This window comes from Endozoicomonas sp., from assembly GCF_051008435.1.
In the GTDB taxonomy this organism is placed as follows: Bacteria; Pseudomonadota; Gammaproteobacteria; order Pseudomonadales; family Endozoicomonadaceae; genus Endozoicomonas_A.
This window is the reverse complement of record NZ_JBPCXO010000196.1, coordinates 1-18456: the sequence shown is the minus strand read 5'-3', so window position 1 is coordinate 18456 and position 18456 is coordinate 1. Positions and strand designations below refer to the sequence as shown.

At 47.4% G+C, this 18456-nt stretch carries 12 protein-coding genes and 1 tRNA gene; 8 read left to right on the top strand and 5 right to left on the bottom strand.

Annotation, left to right across the window (positions count from 1 at the left end; genetic code table 11):
- A partial coding sequence (locus ACR2PX_RS09795) for a hypothetical protein (RefSeq protein ID WP_433999176.1) occupies positions 1 to 248 on the top strand: 248 nt, incomplete at its 5' end.
- Between the two features lie 80 nt (positions 249 to 328).
- Here ACR2PX_RS09795 and ACR2PX_RS09790 read toward each other — a convergent pair.
- From ACR2PX_RS09790 to recD2, 3 genes are all read right to left on the bottom strand, one after another.
- Positions 329 to 1291: a hypothetical protein gene (locus ACR2PX_RS09790; protein ID WP_433999175.1), complete on the bottom strand. Its 963-nt coding sequence runs from the start codon at positions 1289 to 1291 to the stop codon at positions 329 to 331.
- A 390-nt stretch (positions 1292 to 1681) separates the two neighbouring features.
- Positions 1682 to 1758, bottom strand: a tRNA-Arg gene (locus ACR2PX_RS09785).
- A 91-nt stretch (positions 1759 to 1849) separates the two neighbouring features.
- Positions 1850 to 4048: an SF1B family DNA helicase RecD2 gene (recD2, locus tag ACR2PX_RS09780; protein ID WP_433999174.1), complete on the bottom strand. Its 2199-nt coding sequence runs from the start codon at positions 4046 to 4048 to the stop codon at positions 1850 to 1852.
- A gap of 177 nt (positions 4049 to 4225) precedes the next feature.
- On the opposite strand from recD2, the gene ACR2PX_RS09775 reads away from it, so the two are divergent.
- The 7 genes from ACR2PX_RS09775 (at position 4226) to ACR2PX_RS09745 (ending at position 17334) form a co-directional block, all read left to right on the top strand.
- Positions 4226 to 7759: an SNF2-related protein gene (locus ACR2PX_RS09775; RefSeq protein ID WP_433999173.1), complete on the top strand. Its 3534-nt coding sequence runs from the start codon at positions 4226 to 4228 to the stop codon at positions 7757 to 7759.
- 361 nt (positions 7760 to 8120) lie between these two features.
- Entirely contained in the window at positions 8121 to 9281 is a 1161-nt protein-coding gene (locus ACR2PX_RS09770; RefSeq protein ID WP_433999172.1) for a DUF4268 domain-containing protein, read from the top strand.
- Between the two features lie 31 nt (positions 9282 to 9312).
- Positions 9313 to 11001 carry a type I restriction-modification system subunit M gene (locus ACR2PX_RS09765; RefSeq protein ID WP_433999171.1) on the top strand — a complete coding sequence of 563 codons (1689 nt, stop codon included), beginning with the start codon at positions 9313 to 9315 and terminating at the stop codon, positions 10999 to 11001.
- Positions 10994 to 12472: a restriction endonuclease subunit S gene (locus tag ACR2PX_RS09760; RefSeq protein ID WP_433999170.1), complete on the top strand. Its 1479-nt coding sequence runs from the start codon at positions 10994 to 10996 to the stop codon at positions 12470 to 12472. The genes ACR2PX_RS09765 and ACR2PX_RS09760 overlap by 8 nt, the downstream gene beginning before the upstream one ends.
- 53 nt (positions 12473 to 12525) lie before the next feature.
- The gene (locus ACR2PX_RS09755) at positions 12526 to 13554 is read left to right on the top strand and encodes an AAA family ATPase (RefSeq protein WP_433999169.1); all 1029 of its coding nucleotides are present in this window, start codon (positions 12526 to 12528) and stop codon (positions 13552 to 13554) included.
- A 5-nt stretch (positions 13555 to 13559) separates the two neighbouring features.
- Positions 13560 to 14075, top strand: a complete 516-nt coding sequence (locus tag ACR2PX_RS09750) for a hypothetical protein (protein WP_433999168.1) — start codon at positions 13560 to 13562, stop codon at positions 14073 to 14075.
- A gap of 31 nt (positions 14076 to 14106) precedes the next feature.
- Positions 14107 to 17334 (top strand): type I restriction endonuclease subunit R, encoded by a 3228-nt coding sequence (locus ACR2PX_RS09745; RefSeq protein ID WP_433999167.1) that lies wholly within the window; start codon positions 14107 to 14109, stop codon positions 17332 to 17334.
- Here the strand turns inward: ACR2PX_RS09745 and ACR2PX_RS09740 are convergent.
- Positions 17331 to 17564, bottom strand: coding sequence for a hypothetical protein (locus ACR2PX_RS09740; protein WP_433999166.1), 234 nt, complete (start codon positions 17562 to 17564; stop codon positions 17331 to 17333). The genes ACR2PX_RS09745 and ACR2PX_RS09740 overlap by 4 nt on opposite strands.
- Before the next feature lie 111 nt (positions 17565 to 17675).
- Positions 17676 to 17882, bottom strand: a complete 207-nt coding sequence (gene cspE / locus ACR2PX_RS09735) for a transcription antiterminator/RNA stability regulator CspE (protein WP_062266710.1) — start codon at positions 17880 to 17882, stop codon at positions 17676 to 17678.
- Positions 17883 to 18456: the final 574 nt, after the last annotated feature.

Below are 18456 nucleotides of genomic sequence, written 5' to 3'. Positions count from 1 at the left end.
CGCATCGATGGTTGAAGGCATTGGAGTCCGGCAAAGAGCAGCACCTGAAAGTACTGGCCCAGAAGGAAGGGATTACCAGTGTAAGCTATGCCTCCCGAATCCTGCGCCTGACCACCCTGTCACCAGAGATCCAGGAAGCCATCATTGATGGCAGCAGTTTGGGTGGGCTAACGCTGGCTGATTTTATGAAGCCTTTTCCTTTGCTCTGGTCTGAGCAGAAGAAGGCTTTGGGTATATCGGAAGATTAAAGTAAGTGCCGATTTTCGGCAGCCTATTCTGCCGTACCAGTCTCTTTTCCGGCAACATAGAACCACTTATATCCGACCCGTCACCAGCTCGTAAAGGTGAGGATGTTGTCTAGCAGTATGAGGCTGTCACATTTTCCTATCTGTTGAGTCCAGAAATGTTCTCTCGACTTTTGATCTCCTGAGCCAGACCATTCAACAACTTTGATGGTTTTAGATTTTGAATATGGTTTGAGAAGCTTGTTTAAGTGAATATCTTCGCCAGAATATCCAAAAATAATAATCTCTTCGGCCTCAGAAAGAGAGAAGCTCAAGTATTCCCAATAAACTGAAAGCACTGGTGAGTTGGCTATAACCGATGGCTTGTGCTCAACGTGTGTAAGTACAACATGTCTGCCTATACGGTCATAATCATCCACAAAAAGTTGATCTCTATTCATTTTCTTAACACCCAATGTGTTATTCATGAATAGAGGTGAACCATGTAAGTGCAGATAGTAGCCAAAGTCCTTGTTGAATAGACGTTCTAGCGCATCAGATGAGAATCCTGTTGAGAGCATGCCATCTACAAGAGCTCCGTCATATCCTTGCAATACATTCTCTTCAATGAAAGGAGAGTAAATGAGCTTATCATAATTTAGCGTAGCAACATGCGACTTTGTTGTTTTGACGAATTCAATTAACGGAGCAGTGAAATCTGTCGGAAGCTCACCCGAATAGTTATGCAACTGAGTGGCTACTTTGTGGATGTAGTTCGCAGTGATATCTGGAAAGTATTTACCATCATCGGATAGCCAGTGAACTTTTCCTCCGGCAATTCGATTCAGTGTTTGGCATGAGTTCACTGCCAAATGCAGCTTATCCAAGTCATTCTCCCCACTGGGATGCTCATCTCTCCCCGTACACTTGGAAATCAACTTCTTTTGTGTATCTGAGAGGAAACCTTGGGTGCTCCAAATTTCATCTAGAGCATTTTCGAGACTGAAATGGGTTGGGTCTAAAGCCATACCAAGACCATTTCCAAAAATAATTAACTTTCGACTCACTTGGTACTTCCTGTAATGGGCAACTCTTAATACGAATATAGGAAACGGAGCATAACAAATAATCAAATCACTCCGCCAAAGTTCGCCGATGGTTCCCCGCACATACCGCTACAAAAGTGCGAACTAAACACCCGTTCGAATGGCCAAAAACCACCGACAACCAACTGATTATAAAAGGGAAATCAAGTAGCGTACTTCAAAGTGGCCGAAGTACGTTATTTAGAGAAGAGAGAGAAAAAATAGCCCCAAAACAGCCAAAAATCGGCTTTTTTGAGAATTTTCCAAGTACGCAGTTATAAGACAATGAGAGATTAAAAAACAGGCAGAGAGCCAGAAAAAACCAACCCCCAGAACGACAAAAAGCCCGTAAAAATACGGGCTTTTTGAATATGGCGCACTCGGAAGGATTCGAACCTTCGACCGCTCGGTTCGTAGCCGAGTACTCTATCCAGCTGAGCTATGAGTGCGTTGTTCTAACTTTAAATCTGGCGGTGGGCGGGGAACCTACAGCACACTGTTCTGATAAACCCAGAATACAAAACAATTGTTCCATACACTCTATGCCAGTCGCGCCCGCAGATTAGTCATTCTTCGGGCTGAACGGACGTTCCTTGCCGCCATTCCCACAGCCTTGGGTTGACCAATGAGAACCACCATCTGTTTTCCGCGAGTGACACCGGTGTATAAAAGGTTACGTTCCAACAAAGTATAATGCTGCATAGCCATGGGAATGACGACACAAGGGTACTCAGAACCCTGACTTTTATGGATCGTAGTCGCATAAGCCAGAGAAACTTCATCCAGTTCACTGACCTGGTATAAAACCTCCCGCCCCTCAAACACCATCATAAGCTCACCTTCTTCTACATCAATGCTCTTGACACGACCAATATCACCGTTGAACACTTCTTTATCATAATTGTTCACAGTCTGAATCACTTTGTCTCCAGGAGCAAAAGTCCAGCCATAACGTGTCACTTTCGGATGAGACTGGGCATTAAGAGCTTCCTGCAAGGCCACATTCAAACTTCTTGCACCCAATCCGCCACGATTCATCGGAGCTAAAACCTGAATGTCATTGACTGGGTCCAATCCAAACTTATCAGGTAGCCGACGGGTTACTACGGCCATGAGTTTGCTGAAAATTTCCTCTGGCTCTTCACCGTTCATATAGAAAAAGTCGGTATCTTCTCCCTTTCGGGTCAACTTGGGTGGCTGCCCCCGATTGATAGCATGGGCTCCTGTAATGATTCGCGATGTCGCAGCCTGCCGAAAAATTTCAGTCAACCTGGCCACAGGCACTTTTCCGGATTCAATCAAATCGCTCAGAACTGAGCCCGGACCAACCGACGGCAGCTGGTCAACATCACCTACAAGCAATACAGCTGCCTCTTCGGGCACTGCTCTGAGCAGCTGATTCATAAGGACAACATCGACCATGGAGGATTCGTCTACAACAAGGAGCTCGGTTTCCAGTGGATTTTCTGCATTGCGTTTAAAATCAAAGGCACCTGGGTCAAACTCCAGCAGGCGGTGAATAGTAGTGGCCTCCTGCCCTGTTGACTCCGAGAGTCTTTTAGCTGCTCTGCCAGTAGGTGCACACAGAGTTACATTAGCACGCTTTGCCTGAATGATTTTCAGAATACTGTTCACCACTGTTGTTTTTCCCACCCCTGGCCCCCCCGTGATAATGCAGAACTTCTGCTTCACAGCCTGCCCGACAGCTTGTTTCTGTGAACCTGAAAGCTGGATTTTGTTTTTTTCTTCTGCCCAGGGAATAGCTTTTTCCAGATCAATGTCCGACCACAGGGAAGAGCCATGCAGTAATCGCATGACATGATTGGCAACCCCGACTTCAGCCCGGTGTAATGGCGTCAAAAACAGACAGGGCTTATTATCAATGTTTTCAGGCGTCAGTCTTTCTTCATTGATTTCACATTGAACCGCCTGTTTGATGGTCTCTTCAGGAATTTCCAACAGTTTAACGGCCTCAAGCACCAGGGATTCAAATCTTTGGGCACAGTGCCCGTCTCCAGAAAATTCCTGCAGTACATGCCGAACGCCCGCTTGAGCACGGATAAGGGAGACACGATCAATACCCAGCTGCTGAGCTAACTGATCAGCCGTTTTAAAACCAATACCATGTATATCCAGTGCCAGCCGGTAAGGATTTTCACGGACTTTAGCTACAGATTGATCACCATAGGTTTTATAGATTCGAACGGCTCTTGCTGTTCCCACTCCATGAGACTGGAGGAACACCATAATTTCCCGTATTACTTTTTGCTCAGACCAGGCTGAGGTTATTTTCTCCCGACGCTTTTTACCAATACCTTCCAGTTCCAGGAGCCGCTGAGGACTCTGTTCAATGATATCAAACACTTGCTCCCCAAAGGCCTTCACCAAGCGTTTTGCAAAGTGTGGGCCAATACCCTTGACCATCCCTGACCCCAGATACTTCTCAATGCCTTCAAGAGTGTTAGGTGTAACAGTTTTGATGTGTTTGACCCGAAACTGTACGCCATGCTTGTGGTCGTTAAACCATACTCCTGAGGCATCAACAAACTCACCCGGTGTGACCGACGGGGTATTACCCGTCATGGTCACTAATTCCCTCTGTCCTTTACACTTGACCCGGATAACAAAAAAACCGCTCTGCTCACTATGAAACGTCACCCTTTCAACAGAGCCTTGCAGATACACCATGGGTTGATGATCGGTTTGAGGTTGAGGGTGCTGAAGGGTGTTTTTTAGCATGAGGATATTCGGAGGCAAGCGGACAGAAAACCAGAATATCACTAACGATCCTGCTTTTATACGACGGCTTCCACGACACCTCATCCACCAAAACGATCGTACAAATTTAAACTAAAACTTATCTACAACCCCACCAGCTGCTATCATCGCTCTTTTATCTTTTCCTGATCAGACTTTATGCACTCACTGAATCTCGACCTCATTGACCTGTTCACCGCCAAAACGGCCCAGCGGGGGTTGGACTACTTCCGTCGAAATAAAGTTATTTCCCTGGAGCTGGATGATGAGACAGGCATTCTAAGTGGGCAAGTCAAAGGGTCAGGAGGCAAGGTCTATCTGGTCGATATTGAACTGAACCCCTATCCGGATGATCCTGATGAAGACCCTATATCAGGTATCTGCACCTGCCCCATGCAATTCAACTGCAAACACATCTGCGCCCTTCTGCTGAAGGCAGAAAAGCATTTTGGCGCAGATCGAATGAATGCATTGCTGGGTGAAGAAAACTGGGACAATACGGAGTCGGAGCTGGAGGAAATGATCACGGATCTGGCTCAATCGCTCATCCCCAAAAAAGACGCTCAGGCACTGGAAGAACTCAAAGCACAAATAAAGCAAAGCCTTCCGGGCCTATTGAATGAAGGAAGCCTCAGCCTTTCTGCTGAAGAGTCCAGACTGGAAAACAGCAGAAACCGATGGCTCACACAATTAAAGGCAGTTAGCAAACCGAAATCAGAGTCATCACATAACGACCCACTCTCAGCAAACCGCCCCACCACAAACTGTCTGGTCTATTTTTTAGAGCCTGGTCGATATGGCCAAAATCATTCTTTCTCAGTCAGACTTTACCTTTCACGCTACCTGAAAAAAGGCGGATTTGGTAAACCCAATATTTACAACGGGGCTTACCACTGCATTCAAAATAACAACTGGCCTGTGAGCATTAACGAAATTGACAAAAAAATCATCAAAACAGCCTGGGTGAACGGTTCATTGAGCTACTATGGCAGTGAATTAAGCCTGAAAGGGGAACCAGGTTCTGAGCTGTTGAGCTGTATCATCAATACAGGTCGCTGTCTGGTTGACCTTGAAAAGCGGATAACAGTAGAACGGTCAGACCCATTACGTGGGGAAGTTCAGTGGCAAGCCGATGAAAAGGGATTACAACAACCCGCTCTTATGGATCATCAAGGTCATCATCTGAATCTTCTGGCCACGACACCGCCCAGCTATCTGAAAGTATTCGAGCATAAAGCAGAGTGTGGCGAGCTAACCCATGTCCCAAACGGAGTCTTGCTGCAAACCTTGTTGGATGCCCCTCCTCTGGATAACAAAGGTGTGGAAGAAGCCTCAAAAGTCCTTTCAAGCTTGATGAATGATCCTGACAACCAGAGTATTGCACTTCCTAAAAAAATCTCTGCACGGATGATAAAACCAACACCGGTTCTCAGGCTGGACGGCATTCCATGGACCGGAGAATCAACCACGCTTCGGAAGGATCAAAGTCCGACTGAAGAAACATTAGCCCGTGCACAACTATCGTTCTCCTATGATGGCCAAAGAGTTTCTCACGCCAGTGCCCTGGATACCCTTCCCTCAAAAGATGACGAGCAAACCGTTATACCCCGCCAACGCGAAACTGAGCAGACATTCGTCAAACAGCTTCCCCCAAAATTGCAACCATCGTATCGAAAGAGAATCATAACGGAACAGCTGTTGGATCATGATCTGGTGATGGGGCCTCCAGGCCTGCAAAGCCAGAAGCTCTGGCTGGCTTTCATGAATCAGATGTTACCAGAACTGGAAGACAACGGCTGGCTGATTGAAATAGATGAGAGCTTTCCCTTTCAGTTCGAAACCCTCTCTGAGGACGACTGGTATGCGGGCCTTGAAGAGTCAGAAAACGACTGGTTCAACCTGCAACTCGGTTTTAACATTGATGGCAAGTCAATAGACCTGCTGCCACTGTTGGCCAGGCAACTGGATGCACTGCCCGACCAGACCCAGTTGAAATCCATGGCCAATAATACACCGGTGCCCATTCAGATACCCGGTGGACAGTTTATCAATATACCCGCTGAACGCCTGAGCCTGATTCTGGGCACTCTACTGGAGCTCTTCGGTGACCGCCCATTAAACGACTATCGCCTGCAAACCCACCATGCCGAGATTTGGGAAGAACTGCATAATGGCCTGGATCTGCCCTGGTCCGGCGGAGAAAAGCTGCTGGAGCTGGGAAAAAAGCTGAAAAAATTCAAGAGACTGAAAAAAGTCAAACCGGCTAAAAATCTTAACGCAGAACTGAGACCCTATCAGCAACAGGGTCTCTCCTGGCTTCAGTTTCTGAGAGAATACGGTCTTAATGGCATACTGGCAGACGATATGGGCCTGGGCAAAACCCTGCAGACACTGGCTCACTTACAACTGGAAAAACAATGTCTGGACCGTTCAAAAAACCGTAAACCCAGTCTGGTGGTCTGTCCTACCAGCTTGCTTCATAACTGGGCACGGGAAGCGCAACGATTTACCCCCGATCTGAACGTCCATATTCACCACGGAACCCGAAGAGAAAGCGATGCTATCCAGCACGCCGATCTGGTACTCACCAGCTATGGTGTCGTGCAGAGAGATTATCAAGAATTATCCGAAACCACTTTCCACATGCTGGTGCTGGATGAAGCTCAAGCCGTTAAAAACTCCAATGCCAAAAGTGCTAGAGCAGTTCGATGCCTGCAAGCCAGTCACAAAGTGTGCCTGACCGGAACGCCCATGGAGAATCATTTAGGAGAGCTCTGGGCACTGTTTGACTTTTTAATGCCTGGCTTTCTGGGTGCTCGTGATCAGTTTACCCGCTTCTACCGAACGCCTATTGAAAAACACAACCTTAAGGAACAATCCAAGCGACTGCAAAAGCGTATTGCCCCCTTCATGCTTCGCAGGAACAAGGAACGGGTGGCTAAAGAGCTACCGCCAAAAACCGAAATACTCCGAACTACAGAGCTGTCAGGCCCTCAGAGAGATCTTTACGAAACCATCCGGGCCAGTATGGAAGCCAGGGTACAGGCCGAAATCGAGAAGAAAGGACTCGCTCGCTCACAAATTGTCATACTGGATGCTCTGTTGAAAATGCGCCAAGCCTGCTGTGATCCATCACTGGTAAAACTGGAACAGGCAGAAGCCATCAAGGATTCCGCAAAACTCGATCTGCTCATGACTCTGGTTAAGCCCATAGTGGAGGAAGGCCGAAAGATTCTGATTTTCTCGCAATTCACCAGCATGCTGACGCTGATTGAAGCACGCCTGAAAATAGCTGGTATTCAATGGGTCAAACTGACAGGGCAGACCCGTAATCGCGATCAACCCATTCAGGACTTTCAGGAAGGGAGTGTGCCGGTATTCCTGATCAGTCTGAAAGCCGGGGGCACCGGACTGAATCTTACTGCCGCCGATACCGTTATACACTATGACCCTTGGTGGAACCCTGCGGTGGAAGAACAGGCCAGCGATCGTGCTCACCGTATTGGTCAGGATAAACCCGTCTTTGTCTACAAACTGGTGACGGAAGGCACGGTCGAAGAAAAGATTCAGGCTCTGAAGGAAAAGAAAAAAGCCATCGCAGACTCACTCTATGGTGACACCGGGCGCAAGAAAAAACAGACGCTCACGGCGGAAGATTTGCAGGTGTTATTTGAACCTATAAAATCGGCCTGATGGCCGTTTCCACTGCTTCGAGAAGTCTTGCCTCAATCCCAAGCTACCGGTAACCCGTCTTACCGGTAGTGCCCATACAGCTTGGCTATGGACAGCAAATTCCAGGGCTACCAGTTTGTGCCCGTAGTATCAACATAAAATCCCGCTAACTGCTTAAGGCCCCTGAAAATTCAGGGGTTCACTACCAACTGACTCCCTCCCACCAGAAAATATAACTAAATACATTCATGGTTAAATTCAGTAGTCTATTGGGCTTACAATTTATCATTCTAGCTACCGAGAACCACGCTTTGCCTGTTCAATAGACGACCAAGGCAATCTCTTCGGGCGGTAGCGTGCTTTCTTTTAAACGACCAAATCTATGTATCTAATCGATAAGAACAGCAACGCTGTCAGTATGCTGGCAGCCAGAAGCTTCTCAGAGCTAGGCTTTCGGGAACGAGAGCATCTGCAAGAATGGATAGCCAAGGAGCCTTCCGCTCTGGGTGAAGATTTATTAATCATCCAAAAGGAGTTTAACGGCTTTGACGAAACCCGCGAGCGCCTGGATCTTCTGGCTCTGGACAAAAAGGGCAACCTGGTCGTTATAGAAAACAAACTGGATGATTCAGGCAGAGACGTTGTGTGGCAAGCACTGAAGTACGCATCCTACTGCTCCAACCTATCAAAAACTCAGATCGTTGAGGTCTACCAGAACTATCTTGATCGCTATGAGAGTGGAGCAGAAGCCAGGGAGAAGCTTTCCGAGTTTTTTGACCATCTGGACTTCGAAGAGCTGGTGCTTAATCCTGGCAATCAGCAACGAATCATCTTTGTCGCTGCCAATTTCCGTAGGGAGGTCACTTCAACGGCACTCTGGCTGCTCAGCCATCAAATCCGCATTCAGTGTTTTAAAGCCACTCCCTATTCTCTGGGTGAGCAGCTATTCCTGAACATAGACCAGATCATTCCAGTCAAGGAAGCGGAAGATTATATGGTCGGCATTGCCGAGAAGGAACAGGAAGAAAAAAATACCCAGGGCGAATTGCAAAAACGCCATCACCTGCGACTGGCCTACTGGGAAGAGTATCTGAACGCCGTCAAAGAGAGTCAGTGCAACCTGTTCAACAACGTAAATCCTACCGGGGCTCACTGGATATCCGCTGGTTCGGGCTGCAGTGGCGCGCCCTATCAGTGCTTGTTTATGAAAAATGGAGCAAAGGTTCAACTGAATATCAGCCGTGGAAGTCAGGAAGAAAACAAGTTTCTCTTTGATGCGTTACAGGAGCAGAAAGCTGACATTGAGTCGACTTTTGGTGACACACTGAGTTGGAATCGCATGGACGATAAAAAGGCTTCCATTATTCTCTTTGAGAAAGACTATGACGGCTACAACAAAGCCAGTTGGCCAGAAATGGTCCAGTGGATGATTCAGCACATTCATCAGCTGGAGAAATCTATCAGCCAGCCTCTCAAGAACAGCAACCAGAAACTCAAGACACTGGCATCGCTCTCAGAGCAGCCCAACAAAGATCAGAATTAATTCCCCCTTTCTTCATTATTAAAGCCCTCTTATGAAAACGACTGAACAACAATTTCTCAACAGCCTTGAGAAAAAACTCTGGACCAGTGCCGACAAGCTGCGTTCCACCCTCGATGCCGCCCAGTACAAACACACGGTATTGGGCCTGGTATTCCTGAAATACGTGTCAGACTCTTTTGATATCCGTCGCGAAGAGCTGACTGAACAGTTCAAGAACGAAGATCACGAATACTTTCTCGATCCAGAAGAATTCGATGGTGCAGACGGTGAAGAGTACGCAGAAGCTATCGCTGAAGAACTGGAAGAGCGGGATTACTACACCGAGGTCAATGTTTTCTGGGTACCCAAACAGTCACGCTGGGAGTTTCTGCAGAACCAGAACAAAGTCGTTATTACCGGTGAACTGGAAGTTAGCGAAGGCGGCTCTTCAGGAGGGAAGACCAAAAAAATCCGTTCTGTTGGCCAACTGATTGATAACGCCCTGGAAGCCATCGAGCATGACAACCCCAAACTGAAAGGGGTACTGAACAAACGCTACACACAGTTGCAGATCGACCAATCCAAACTCGGCGAACTGATCGACCTGATCGCCACGGTGCCCTTCAAACATGAGTCTCTGGATTCCAAAGACATCCTCGGCCATGTGTACGAATACTTCCTCGGTCAGTTTGCCTTGGCAGAAGGGAAGAAAGGTGGCCAGTTCTATACACCAAAATCCATCGTCAGTCTGATTGTCCAGATGCTGGAACCCTTTAAAGGCCGAGTGTACGACCCGGCGATGGGTTCCGGTGGTTTCTTTGTGCAGAGTGAACACTTCATCAGTGCTCATAAAGGGCGCATTGGTGATGTCTCCATCTACGGTCAGGAATACAACCACACTACATGGCAACTGGCAGCCATGAACATGGCGATTCGTGGGATTGATTTTAACTTTGGTAAAGAGCCTGCCAACACCTACACCAACGATCAGCACCCGGACCTGCGAGCCGACTTTGTGATGGCTAACCCGCCGTTTAATATGAAGGAGTGGGATACCGGCGTCAGCGACGACGACCCACGCTGGCAATACGGTACACCGCCTTCTGGTAATGCCAACTTCGCCTGGTTGCAACATATGCTCTATCACCTGGCACCTAACGGCAGTATGGGCTTGTTGCTGGCGAACGGCTCCATGAGTTCCAACACAAACAATGAAGGAGCGATACGAAGGGCACTTATTGAGAATGATCTGGTGGAGTGCATGATTGCCCTGCCCGGACAGCTGTTTACCAACACTCAGATTCCTGCCTGTATCTGGTTCCTGACCAAGAACAAGAGTGAACGCACCAACTCCAGAGGTCGCAAATTGCGTAACCGTAAAGGAGAAGTGTTGTTTATTGATGCCCGCAACCTTGGCTATATGAAAGACCGGGTACTGCGTGACTTTACTCAGGATGATTTGAACAAAGTCACCGAACTGTTCCACAACTGGCAGAGTGGTGAGAGCTACGAAGATGAAGCGAGTTTTGTAAAATCAACCAAGCTGGAAGAGCTGGAAAAACACGACTATATACTGACACCGGGGCGCTATGTGGGTGCAGCGGCGGAAGAAGATGATGGCGTGCCCTTCGCTGAGAAAATGGCTCTGTTGACTGGGCAGTTGAAGGAACAGTTTGCTGAGTCGGATCGGTTAGAAGCTGAGATTAAGGTGAACTTGGCGGGGTTGGGTTATCATGTCTGATTGGACAGAATGGAACGTTGGTGAACTAGAAAAAAAAGGTTTGCTACTTGTTCAAGATGGTAATCATGGTGAATACCGACCGCGAAAAAATGAGTTCTCCAACGATGGTGTTGCATTTATTCGTGCGGCTGATCTTGGAGCTAGCTTAGTTCAGTTTGAAAGTGCTGAGAAAATAAACGATATTGCATTCAATCGAATTAGAAAAGGGGTAGGCAAAGATCTTGATACCATCTTGTCTACGAAAGGAACCGTCGGAAAATTAGCTTTCGTTCCCGAGGGCAGCCCCGACTTCGTATGTTCGCCTCAAACAAGTTTTTGGCGATCTCTAAATCATGAATTTATAGTGCCTGATTTTCTATATTATGAATTACAATCTAGACACTTTTTAAATCAGATTTCATCTAGAAAAGGTGAAACTGATATGGCTGATTATCTCAGCTTGACCTCGCAGCGTGGGTTAACGATCAGGGTCCCTGATAAAGCGGTGCAAATTGCAATTGTAGAAATACTTTCTTCTATTGATAGTAAAATACAGATCAATCGCCAAACCAACCAAACCCTCGAACAGATCGCTCAGGCCATCTTTAAAAGCTGGTTTGTGGACTTCGACCCCACCCGCACCAAGATCGCCGCCAAAGTGAACGGGCAAGACCCTGAACGTGCTGCCATGGGTGCCATCAGCGGTAAGACATTAGAAGAACTGGAGCAGCTTGCCCCGGAGCAGATCGAGCAGCTGAGAAGCACCGCTGCGCTGTTTCCTGATGCTTTGGTGGATTCGGAGTTGGGGGAGATTCCTGAGGGGTGGGAGGTTTCCACTTTAGGTAAAGAAATAGATTTTGCCACAGGTTTTGCATTTAAAAGCAAGGACTTTTCAGATCAAGGAGTACGTTTAGCTCGCGGTGATAATGTTAAAGAGGGTCGTTTTTTCTGGGGTGAAAAAACACGGTATTGGCCCATGATTACTAGTGATACTGAAAAATATTTGTTGAAGTCAGGTGATGTTCTTATCGGAATGGATGGCTCTAAAGTTGGAAAAAACTGGGTGAGAGTAGGAAGTTCAGATCTTCCATGCCTCCTTGTACAGCGAGTGGCAAGGCTCAGAGGAAATGGAAGCATAGGGAGCTCAATGCTAGAAGTATTAATAAGCAGCGTAAGCTTCCGAAGGTATGTTGACAGTGTCAAAACGGGCACCTCAATTCCACATATAAGTGGTAAGCAAATTAAAGAGCTACCTGTAATAAACCCAAACGATAATGGAAAACTCTTTGCTAAATTTGAGGCCTTATTAAATCCTTTAGCTGAAAAGAGAGAAAATAACTCTACAGAAAATAATGTTCTTGAAAGCACTCGAGACACCCTACTCCCCAAACTCCTCTCCGGCGAGCTGCCTCCCCATACACAAACCCATGCACCGAATATAAAAAGTGATATGCTGAATCCAGAACAACAATTAACAGAGGGGTCGTATTAATGCCCCTACCACAAGAACCATTGCCGTTGGCACCACAGAAGGTGGACAACATAATGATAAAGGCGTTTGAGTTCAACAATCTGGGGCCACTCGAGCACGTAGCTGCTGACAATCTCGGCCAGATCAACCTGATCATAGGTCCCAACAGTGCGGGAAAAACCTGGCTTCTGAAGGCGCTCTATTCGACCATTCGCACCTTGGAAGAGGCGGGACGAGGGCATGATAATCGTACATTGTCAGAAGTGCTCAGCGATAAGCTCTACTGGACTTTTCAGCCAGACAAACTGGGTGACCTTGTTACCAAGGGCAAGGGCAAAAAGCTGTCTGCTTCAGTTACTCTGGAAAATCAACCTGCACTTGGGTTTGGCTTTGGTCAGGAAACCACCAAGCAGGTTAACGACCTTGAAGACAGCGGCATTCAGAGACGGCAGGCAAACTCTATCTTTCTGCCACCCAAAGAAGTGCTGTCTTTAGAAAAGATCATTCTGCAAACTGCCGTTCAGGAAAAGCAGTTTGGCTTTGACAGTACCTATTCTGACCTAGTACTGGCATTACAAAAAGATGTTCCCCAAGACAAAATGAACCATACCCTGGCACAGACCAGTCAGGCTCTGGAAAAGATGTTCCCTGGACGCATTGAGTATGACCGTCAGAAAAAAGAGTGGATTTACAAAGTGGGCAATGCCCGTTATTCCATCAATGCTACCGCCGAGGGCATCAAGAAGATCGGGATCATGGATACTCTGGTTCGTAATCAATATCTGACACCAGACTCGGTTGTCTTTATTGATGAACCGGAATCTGCACTTCATCCAGACGCTATCATCAAGCTGTTTGATATTATCAATGTACTAGCCCGACAAGGGATGCAGTTTTTTATTGCCAGCCATTCATATTATGTTGTGAAAAAACTGTACCTTATTGCCCAAAAAGAAGATTGGTCTATTCCTGTTTTTTATTGTCAGGACAACAAAAGAAGAGAATGGATTTCGGCTGATTTAAAAGATGGCATGCCGGATAACAGTATTATTAGTGAATCTGTCCGTTTATATCAGGAAGAAGTAGGGTTGGCACTGGACTGATGACAATGACTATTTCTGAGTCCGATATGGAGTTCGGGCCTTTTGCTGTGAATGATATTCTGCAGATTGAAACCTGCAAAAGCTACAAGAGCATTCAGCAGGGCGTTGCCATTGCGGAGTTTATCCTATCTCGTCCAACTCGAAAAAGCCCTCATGCACTGTGGGTAGTTGAAGCTAAATCCAGCTCGCCCAGGCCACAGACCCAGCCTCAATTTGATAGCTTTATTCAAGATATATGTGAAAAATTCATTAACTCTATGCACTTGTTTCTTGCCGGTGTGTTAGAGAGAAATACTCAGATGCATGATGAGATTCCGCCGGGAATGAGCGATATCACAGCCGCTAATGCCGATTTCAAATTTATTCTGGTCATTAAAGGGCATAAAGATGATTGGCTGGACCCACTCAAGGACGCATTGAATCACCACCTTGATCCTTTGATAAAAACCTGGAAGCTCAACCCTTCCTGCGTTGTTGTGATGAATGACACAATGGCTCGTCAACGCCAGCTGATCTCCTAACATCGCTTCAGCTTTTAATACGGTAAAACCTATGATCACAGAAGATCAATTGGAACAGCTCTGCCTAGAGTGGTTCCAATCCCTCGGTTATGACTACGTCTGCGGCTACGATATCGCCCCCGGTGAACCCGCTGCCGAACGCAGTGATTACCGTCAGGTGATTCTGCAAGACCGTTTATTAACTCAACTGCAAATAATCAACCCTCATATTCCAGCTGACACGCTGGAACAGGTGGCACTGCAAATCGCCAAGCCAGAGACTCCGATTCTGATCAAGAACAACCGCGCCTTTCATCAGTGGTTGCTGGAAGGGGTGAAGGTTGAATTTAAAGGGGTGGATGCTTCCGGCAATGCTGAGGATAAGACCGACTATGTGCAGTTGGTGGATTTCTCTACGGTGAGCAATAACCAGTTTCTGGTGGTGAATCAGTTCACCATCACAGGGTCGAAAGGCAACCGTCGCCCGGATGTGATTGTATTTATCAATGGCTTGCCGCTGGCGGTGATTGAGCTGAAGAACCCGGCAGACAGCAACGCTGATATCTGGTCGGCCTATCAACAGTTGCAGACCTACAAGGAAGAGATTGCTGATCTGTTTGTGTTCAACGAGGCATTGGTGGTCAGCGATGGTTTGAATGCTCGTGTGGGCTCTCTCACTGCGAACAAGGAACGCTTTTTGCCCTGGCGCACGCTGGCGAATGAGAACGACAAGCCGCTGTTTGAGTATCGTCTGCAGACACTGGTTCAGGGATTCTTTAAGCCTGAGTTGTTCATGGATTACATTCGTCACTTTGTTCTGTTTGAGCAGGATGGGGGTGCAGGTGCCGACAGCGCAAGAATAGTTAAAAAGATTGCTGGCTACCATCAGTTTCATGCGGTGCGTGAAGCAGTAAAAGCAACCGTGATTGCATCCCAGCAGGACGAAGAGAATACGGTTGCTGAACCTCGGGCCAACTATGGCGAGAAGGTAGTACCCGGCTCAGGTAAAGCGGGTGTTGTTTGGCATACACAAGGTTCTGGTAAGTCTATCTCGATGGTTTGTTATGCGGGTAAGCTGCTGGCGCAACCGGCTATGAACAACCCGACCATTGTCGTAGTGACGGATCGTAATGATCTGGATGGTCAGCTCTACAACACCTTTGGTATGGCAGCAGATACGCTGAAGCAGACACCTGTTCAGGCTGATGATCGGGATGATCTGCGGGAGATTCTGGCTTCTCGTCAGTCTGGTGGCATTATTTTTACTACTGTTCAGAAGTTTGCCCTCCTTGGTAAAGAGACCAGTCACCCGGTATTAAGTGAACGCCATAACATTGTTGTAGTCAGTGATGAAGCGCACCGCAGTCAGTACGGTGATAAAGCTAAATTCAACAGCAAGACAGGCAAGTACACCTTTGGCTACTCCAAGCATATGCGTGATGCCTTGCCGAGAGCGTCGTTTATTGGCTTTACGGGTACGCCTATTGATTCGGCAGACAAGGATACCCGAGCCGTATTTGGTGATTACGTCTCCATCTACGATATTCAGGATGCGGTAGACGACGGGGCTACAGTGCCGATTTACTACGAGTCCCGTCTGGCTAAGCTGGATATCAAACAGGATGAGATTGAAGCTCTGAATGATGAGGTGGATGAGATTCTTTTCGAAGAGAGCGAAGAAGAAGAAACCTCAATACAGGAGCAGACTAAATCCCAGTGGGCGGCACTGGAGAAGCTGGTAGGCAGTGAACCCCGCATAGATCAGATAGCACAGGATCTTGTGGCACATTTCGAAAATCGAATCAGTGCTATGCCCGGCAAGGCAATGATTGTCAGCATGAGTCGTGAAATATGTGTGGACACATACAACGCCATCGTCGCCTTGAAACCCCAGTGGCATGATGCTGATCCTGCCAAGGGTGCTATCAAGATTGTAATGACAGGCTCTGCTTCTGATAAGGAGAAACTGCAGCCGCATATCTACAACAAAGACACCAAGAAACTGTTTGAGAAACGATTCAAGGATGTGAACGACCCACTGCAACTGGTGATTGTCCGGGACATGTGGCTCACCGGGTTTGATGCGCCTAACTGTCACACCATGTATATCGATAAACCCATGAAGGGCCACAACCTGATGCAGGCCATTGCTCGGGTGAACCGGGTATTTAAAGACAAGCCCGGTGGTCTGGTCGTTGATTACATCGGCATTGCTAACGAACTGAAGCACGCTCTGAAGACCTATACCGGCTCCAGCGGTAAGGGTCAGCCTACCCATGATGCTAATGAAGCCTTTGCCATTCTGTTAGAAAAGCTGGATGTGGTGCGGGGGATGTTTGCAACGAAGGTGAACGGCAAGACCTTTGACTACAGCCAGTTTGAAACTAATGCGTTACAACTGCTGCCCGGTGCCATGGGGCATATTCTTGGTCTTGTAGGTGCCTCTGGTGAGCTGGATGGCAAGAAGCGTTTTCTTGATGTAATGGCAGCCATCAGTAAAGCGTACACCTTGTGCAGTACGCTGGATGAAGCTGAGCCACTGAAAAAAGAAATTGCGTTCCTGGCTGCCGTGAAAGCAGCCATCAGCAAATACACCACAGTTGATAAACGCCGTACTGATGAAGAGAAGCACTCTGCCCTGAAGCAGATCATCGACAACGCCATTGTTGCGGAAGGTGTGGATGATATCTTTGAAATGGTGGGGCTGGATCGCCCGAACATTGGTCTGCTGTCACCGGAGTTTATGGAAGACGTTGCCAATATGCCTCAGAAGAACCTGGCTGTGGAGCTACTGGAAAAGCTTCTGCGGGATGAGGTGAAAGCACGCATGAAAACCGATGTGGTGTCACAGAAGAAATACTCTGACCGCATTATGGAAACCCTGCGTAAATATCATAACCGCGCCATTGAAACCGCTCAGGTGATTGAAGAGCTGATCAAGATGGCGAAGGATATGGCGGCTGATGCAGAGCTGGCTGAGAAGTCTGGCTTGAATACTGATGAGATTGCCTTCTACCGAGCGCTTATTCAGAACGAATCCGCCGTGAAAGAACTGGGTGATAACAACCTGCGAGAACTGGCTAAGTATGTGACGACTCAGCTCAGGAAGAGTACGACGGTGGACTGGCAAGTGCGCGACAGTGTGCGAGCAAAACTGCGTAATCTTATTCGCAGAGCCTTGCGAAAGTGGAAGTACCCACCGGATCAGGCAAAGGAAGCTATTGAGCTTTGTTTGCAGCAGGCTGAAGTGCTTTCTAATCAATGGAGTGTATCTCTCTAAACTTCCGCCTCATACTGCGCCAGCTCAGGCGCAGTACCCTTTACCTCACCACCCTGAACAAAAGCCTTCTGCCCTACCCCCACAGACTCCCCTTTTACTGTCACAATAGAACCATCCCTGAGCCGAGCCTGACTGGTACCATTGCCATTTTTGGCGGTGATGGTAACAACAATTCTCATTCCTTCAGGGATCAATGATTTGAACTGCTGCCAAATGTTGGTGGTGGCCATGGTTTTCCCTTTTACTCTTCCCTAAACGCAAAAAAGGCAACACCCTGAGGTATTGCCTTTTCAACTTCACCTATGTGAAGCCAGTCAGCTACATTGTATGCAGCTCAACCTTTACAGAGGACGAATATCTTCTGCCTGAGGACCCTTCTGGCCCTGAGTAACAGTAAATTCAACACGCTGGCCTTCGGCCAGGGTTTTGAAACCGTCGCCAACGATCTGACGGAAGTGGGCAAACACGTCAGGACCATTTTCCTGAGCGATGAAACCAAAACCTTTCTCTTCGTTGAACCACTTAACAGTACCGGTAGTAGTAGACATAATCATATCCTGAATTTTGTAATATAAAATTGCCTTGTCGTGCTTTTCAACAAGAAAAGGCGGTAGAGCTAGAAGTTTTGTTATTGCTTATGGAAGAACATGGCGAGCTACTACACTCAGAACATCAAATCTATACATAAAGAATCAAACACACTTATAACGTGGTGCCCATTTTACATGGCTTCGAGCTTTCAACAACGAGTATAAACCAATCATTCACGGCGGCAACCACTCAATCAACATTCACTCTTCTTAGTAGTGCCTTTCCAGCTCGATGGTTTGTACCACTCGTCCTGAATCAGCCTTTACATTGGTTGAAAGGCACAACGCCCTCCAATTCACCGCCTCCTCCTGTACTTCGACTAAATGACCCGGTTCAATCAACCCCGGTGGGGTACTTACATGGGTCAGTGGAATCTCCAACAGGGTTATGCTCTGGTGCCCCCCTTTAGGATTTGTCTAAAAATAACTTCCTGACTTCACCCTGCCTCAGGAGTGGCAGTGTAGTTCCATCTGGGTAGAAGCTTATCAAACTGAATAGTCATATTTTCTTTAAAATCGGCTGCATATTTTC

What these genes read in the sequence shown, in the direction of transcription:
- recD2 (WP_433999174.1), bottom strand. Translation starts at nt 4,048, where the DNA reads ATGCTAAAAAACACCCTTCAGCACCCTCAACCTCAAACCGATCATCAA.
- ACR2PX_RS09775 (WP_433999173.1), top strand. Translation starts at nt 4,226, where the DNA reads ATGCACTCACTGAATCTCGACCTCATTGACCTGTTCACCGCCAAAACG.
- ACR2PX_RS09770 (WP_433999172.1), top strand. Translation starts at nt 8,121, where the DNA reads ATGTATCTAATCGATAAGAACAGCAACGCTGTCAGTATGCTGGCAGCC.
- ACR2PX_RS09765 (WP_433999171.1), top strand. Translation starts at nt 9,313, where the DNA reads ATGAAAACGACTGAACAACAATTTCTCAACAGCCTTGAGAAAAAACTC.
- ACR2PX_RS09760 (WP_433999170.1), top strand. Translation starts at nt 10,994, where the DNA reads ATGTCTGATTGGACAGAATGGAACGTTGGTGAACTAGAAAAAAAAGGT.
- ACR2PX_RS09755 (WP_433999169.1), top strand. Translation starts at nt 12,526, where the DNA reads ATGATAAAGGCGTTTGAGTTCAACAATCTGGGGCCACTCGAGCACGTA.
- ACR2PX_RS09750 (WP_433999168.1), top strand. Translation starts at nt 13,560, where the DNA reads ATGACTATTTCTGAGTCCGATATGGAGTTCGGGCCTTTTGCTGTGAAT.
- ACR2PX_RS09745 (WP_433999167.1), top strand. Translation starts at nt 14,107, where the DNA reads ATGATCACAGAAGATCAATTGGAACAGCTCTGCCTAGAGTGGTTCCAA.
- ACR2PX_RS09740 (WP_433999166.1), bottom strand. Translation starts at nt 17,564, where the DNA reads ATGGCCACCACCAACATTTGGCAGCAGTTCAAATCATTGATCCCTGAA.
- cspE (WP_062266710.1), bottom strand. Translation starts at nt 17,882, where the DNA reads ATGTCTACTACTACCGGTACTGTTAAGTGGTTCAACGAAGAGAAAGGT.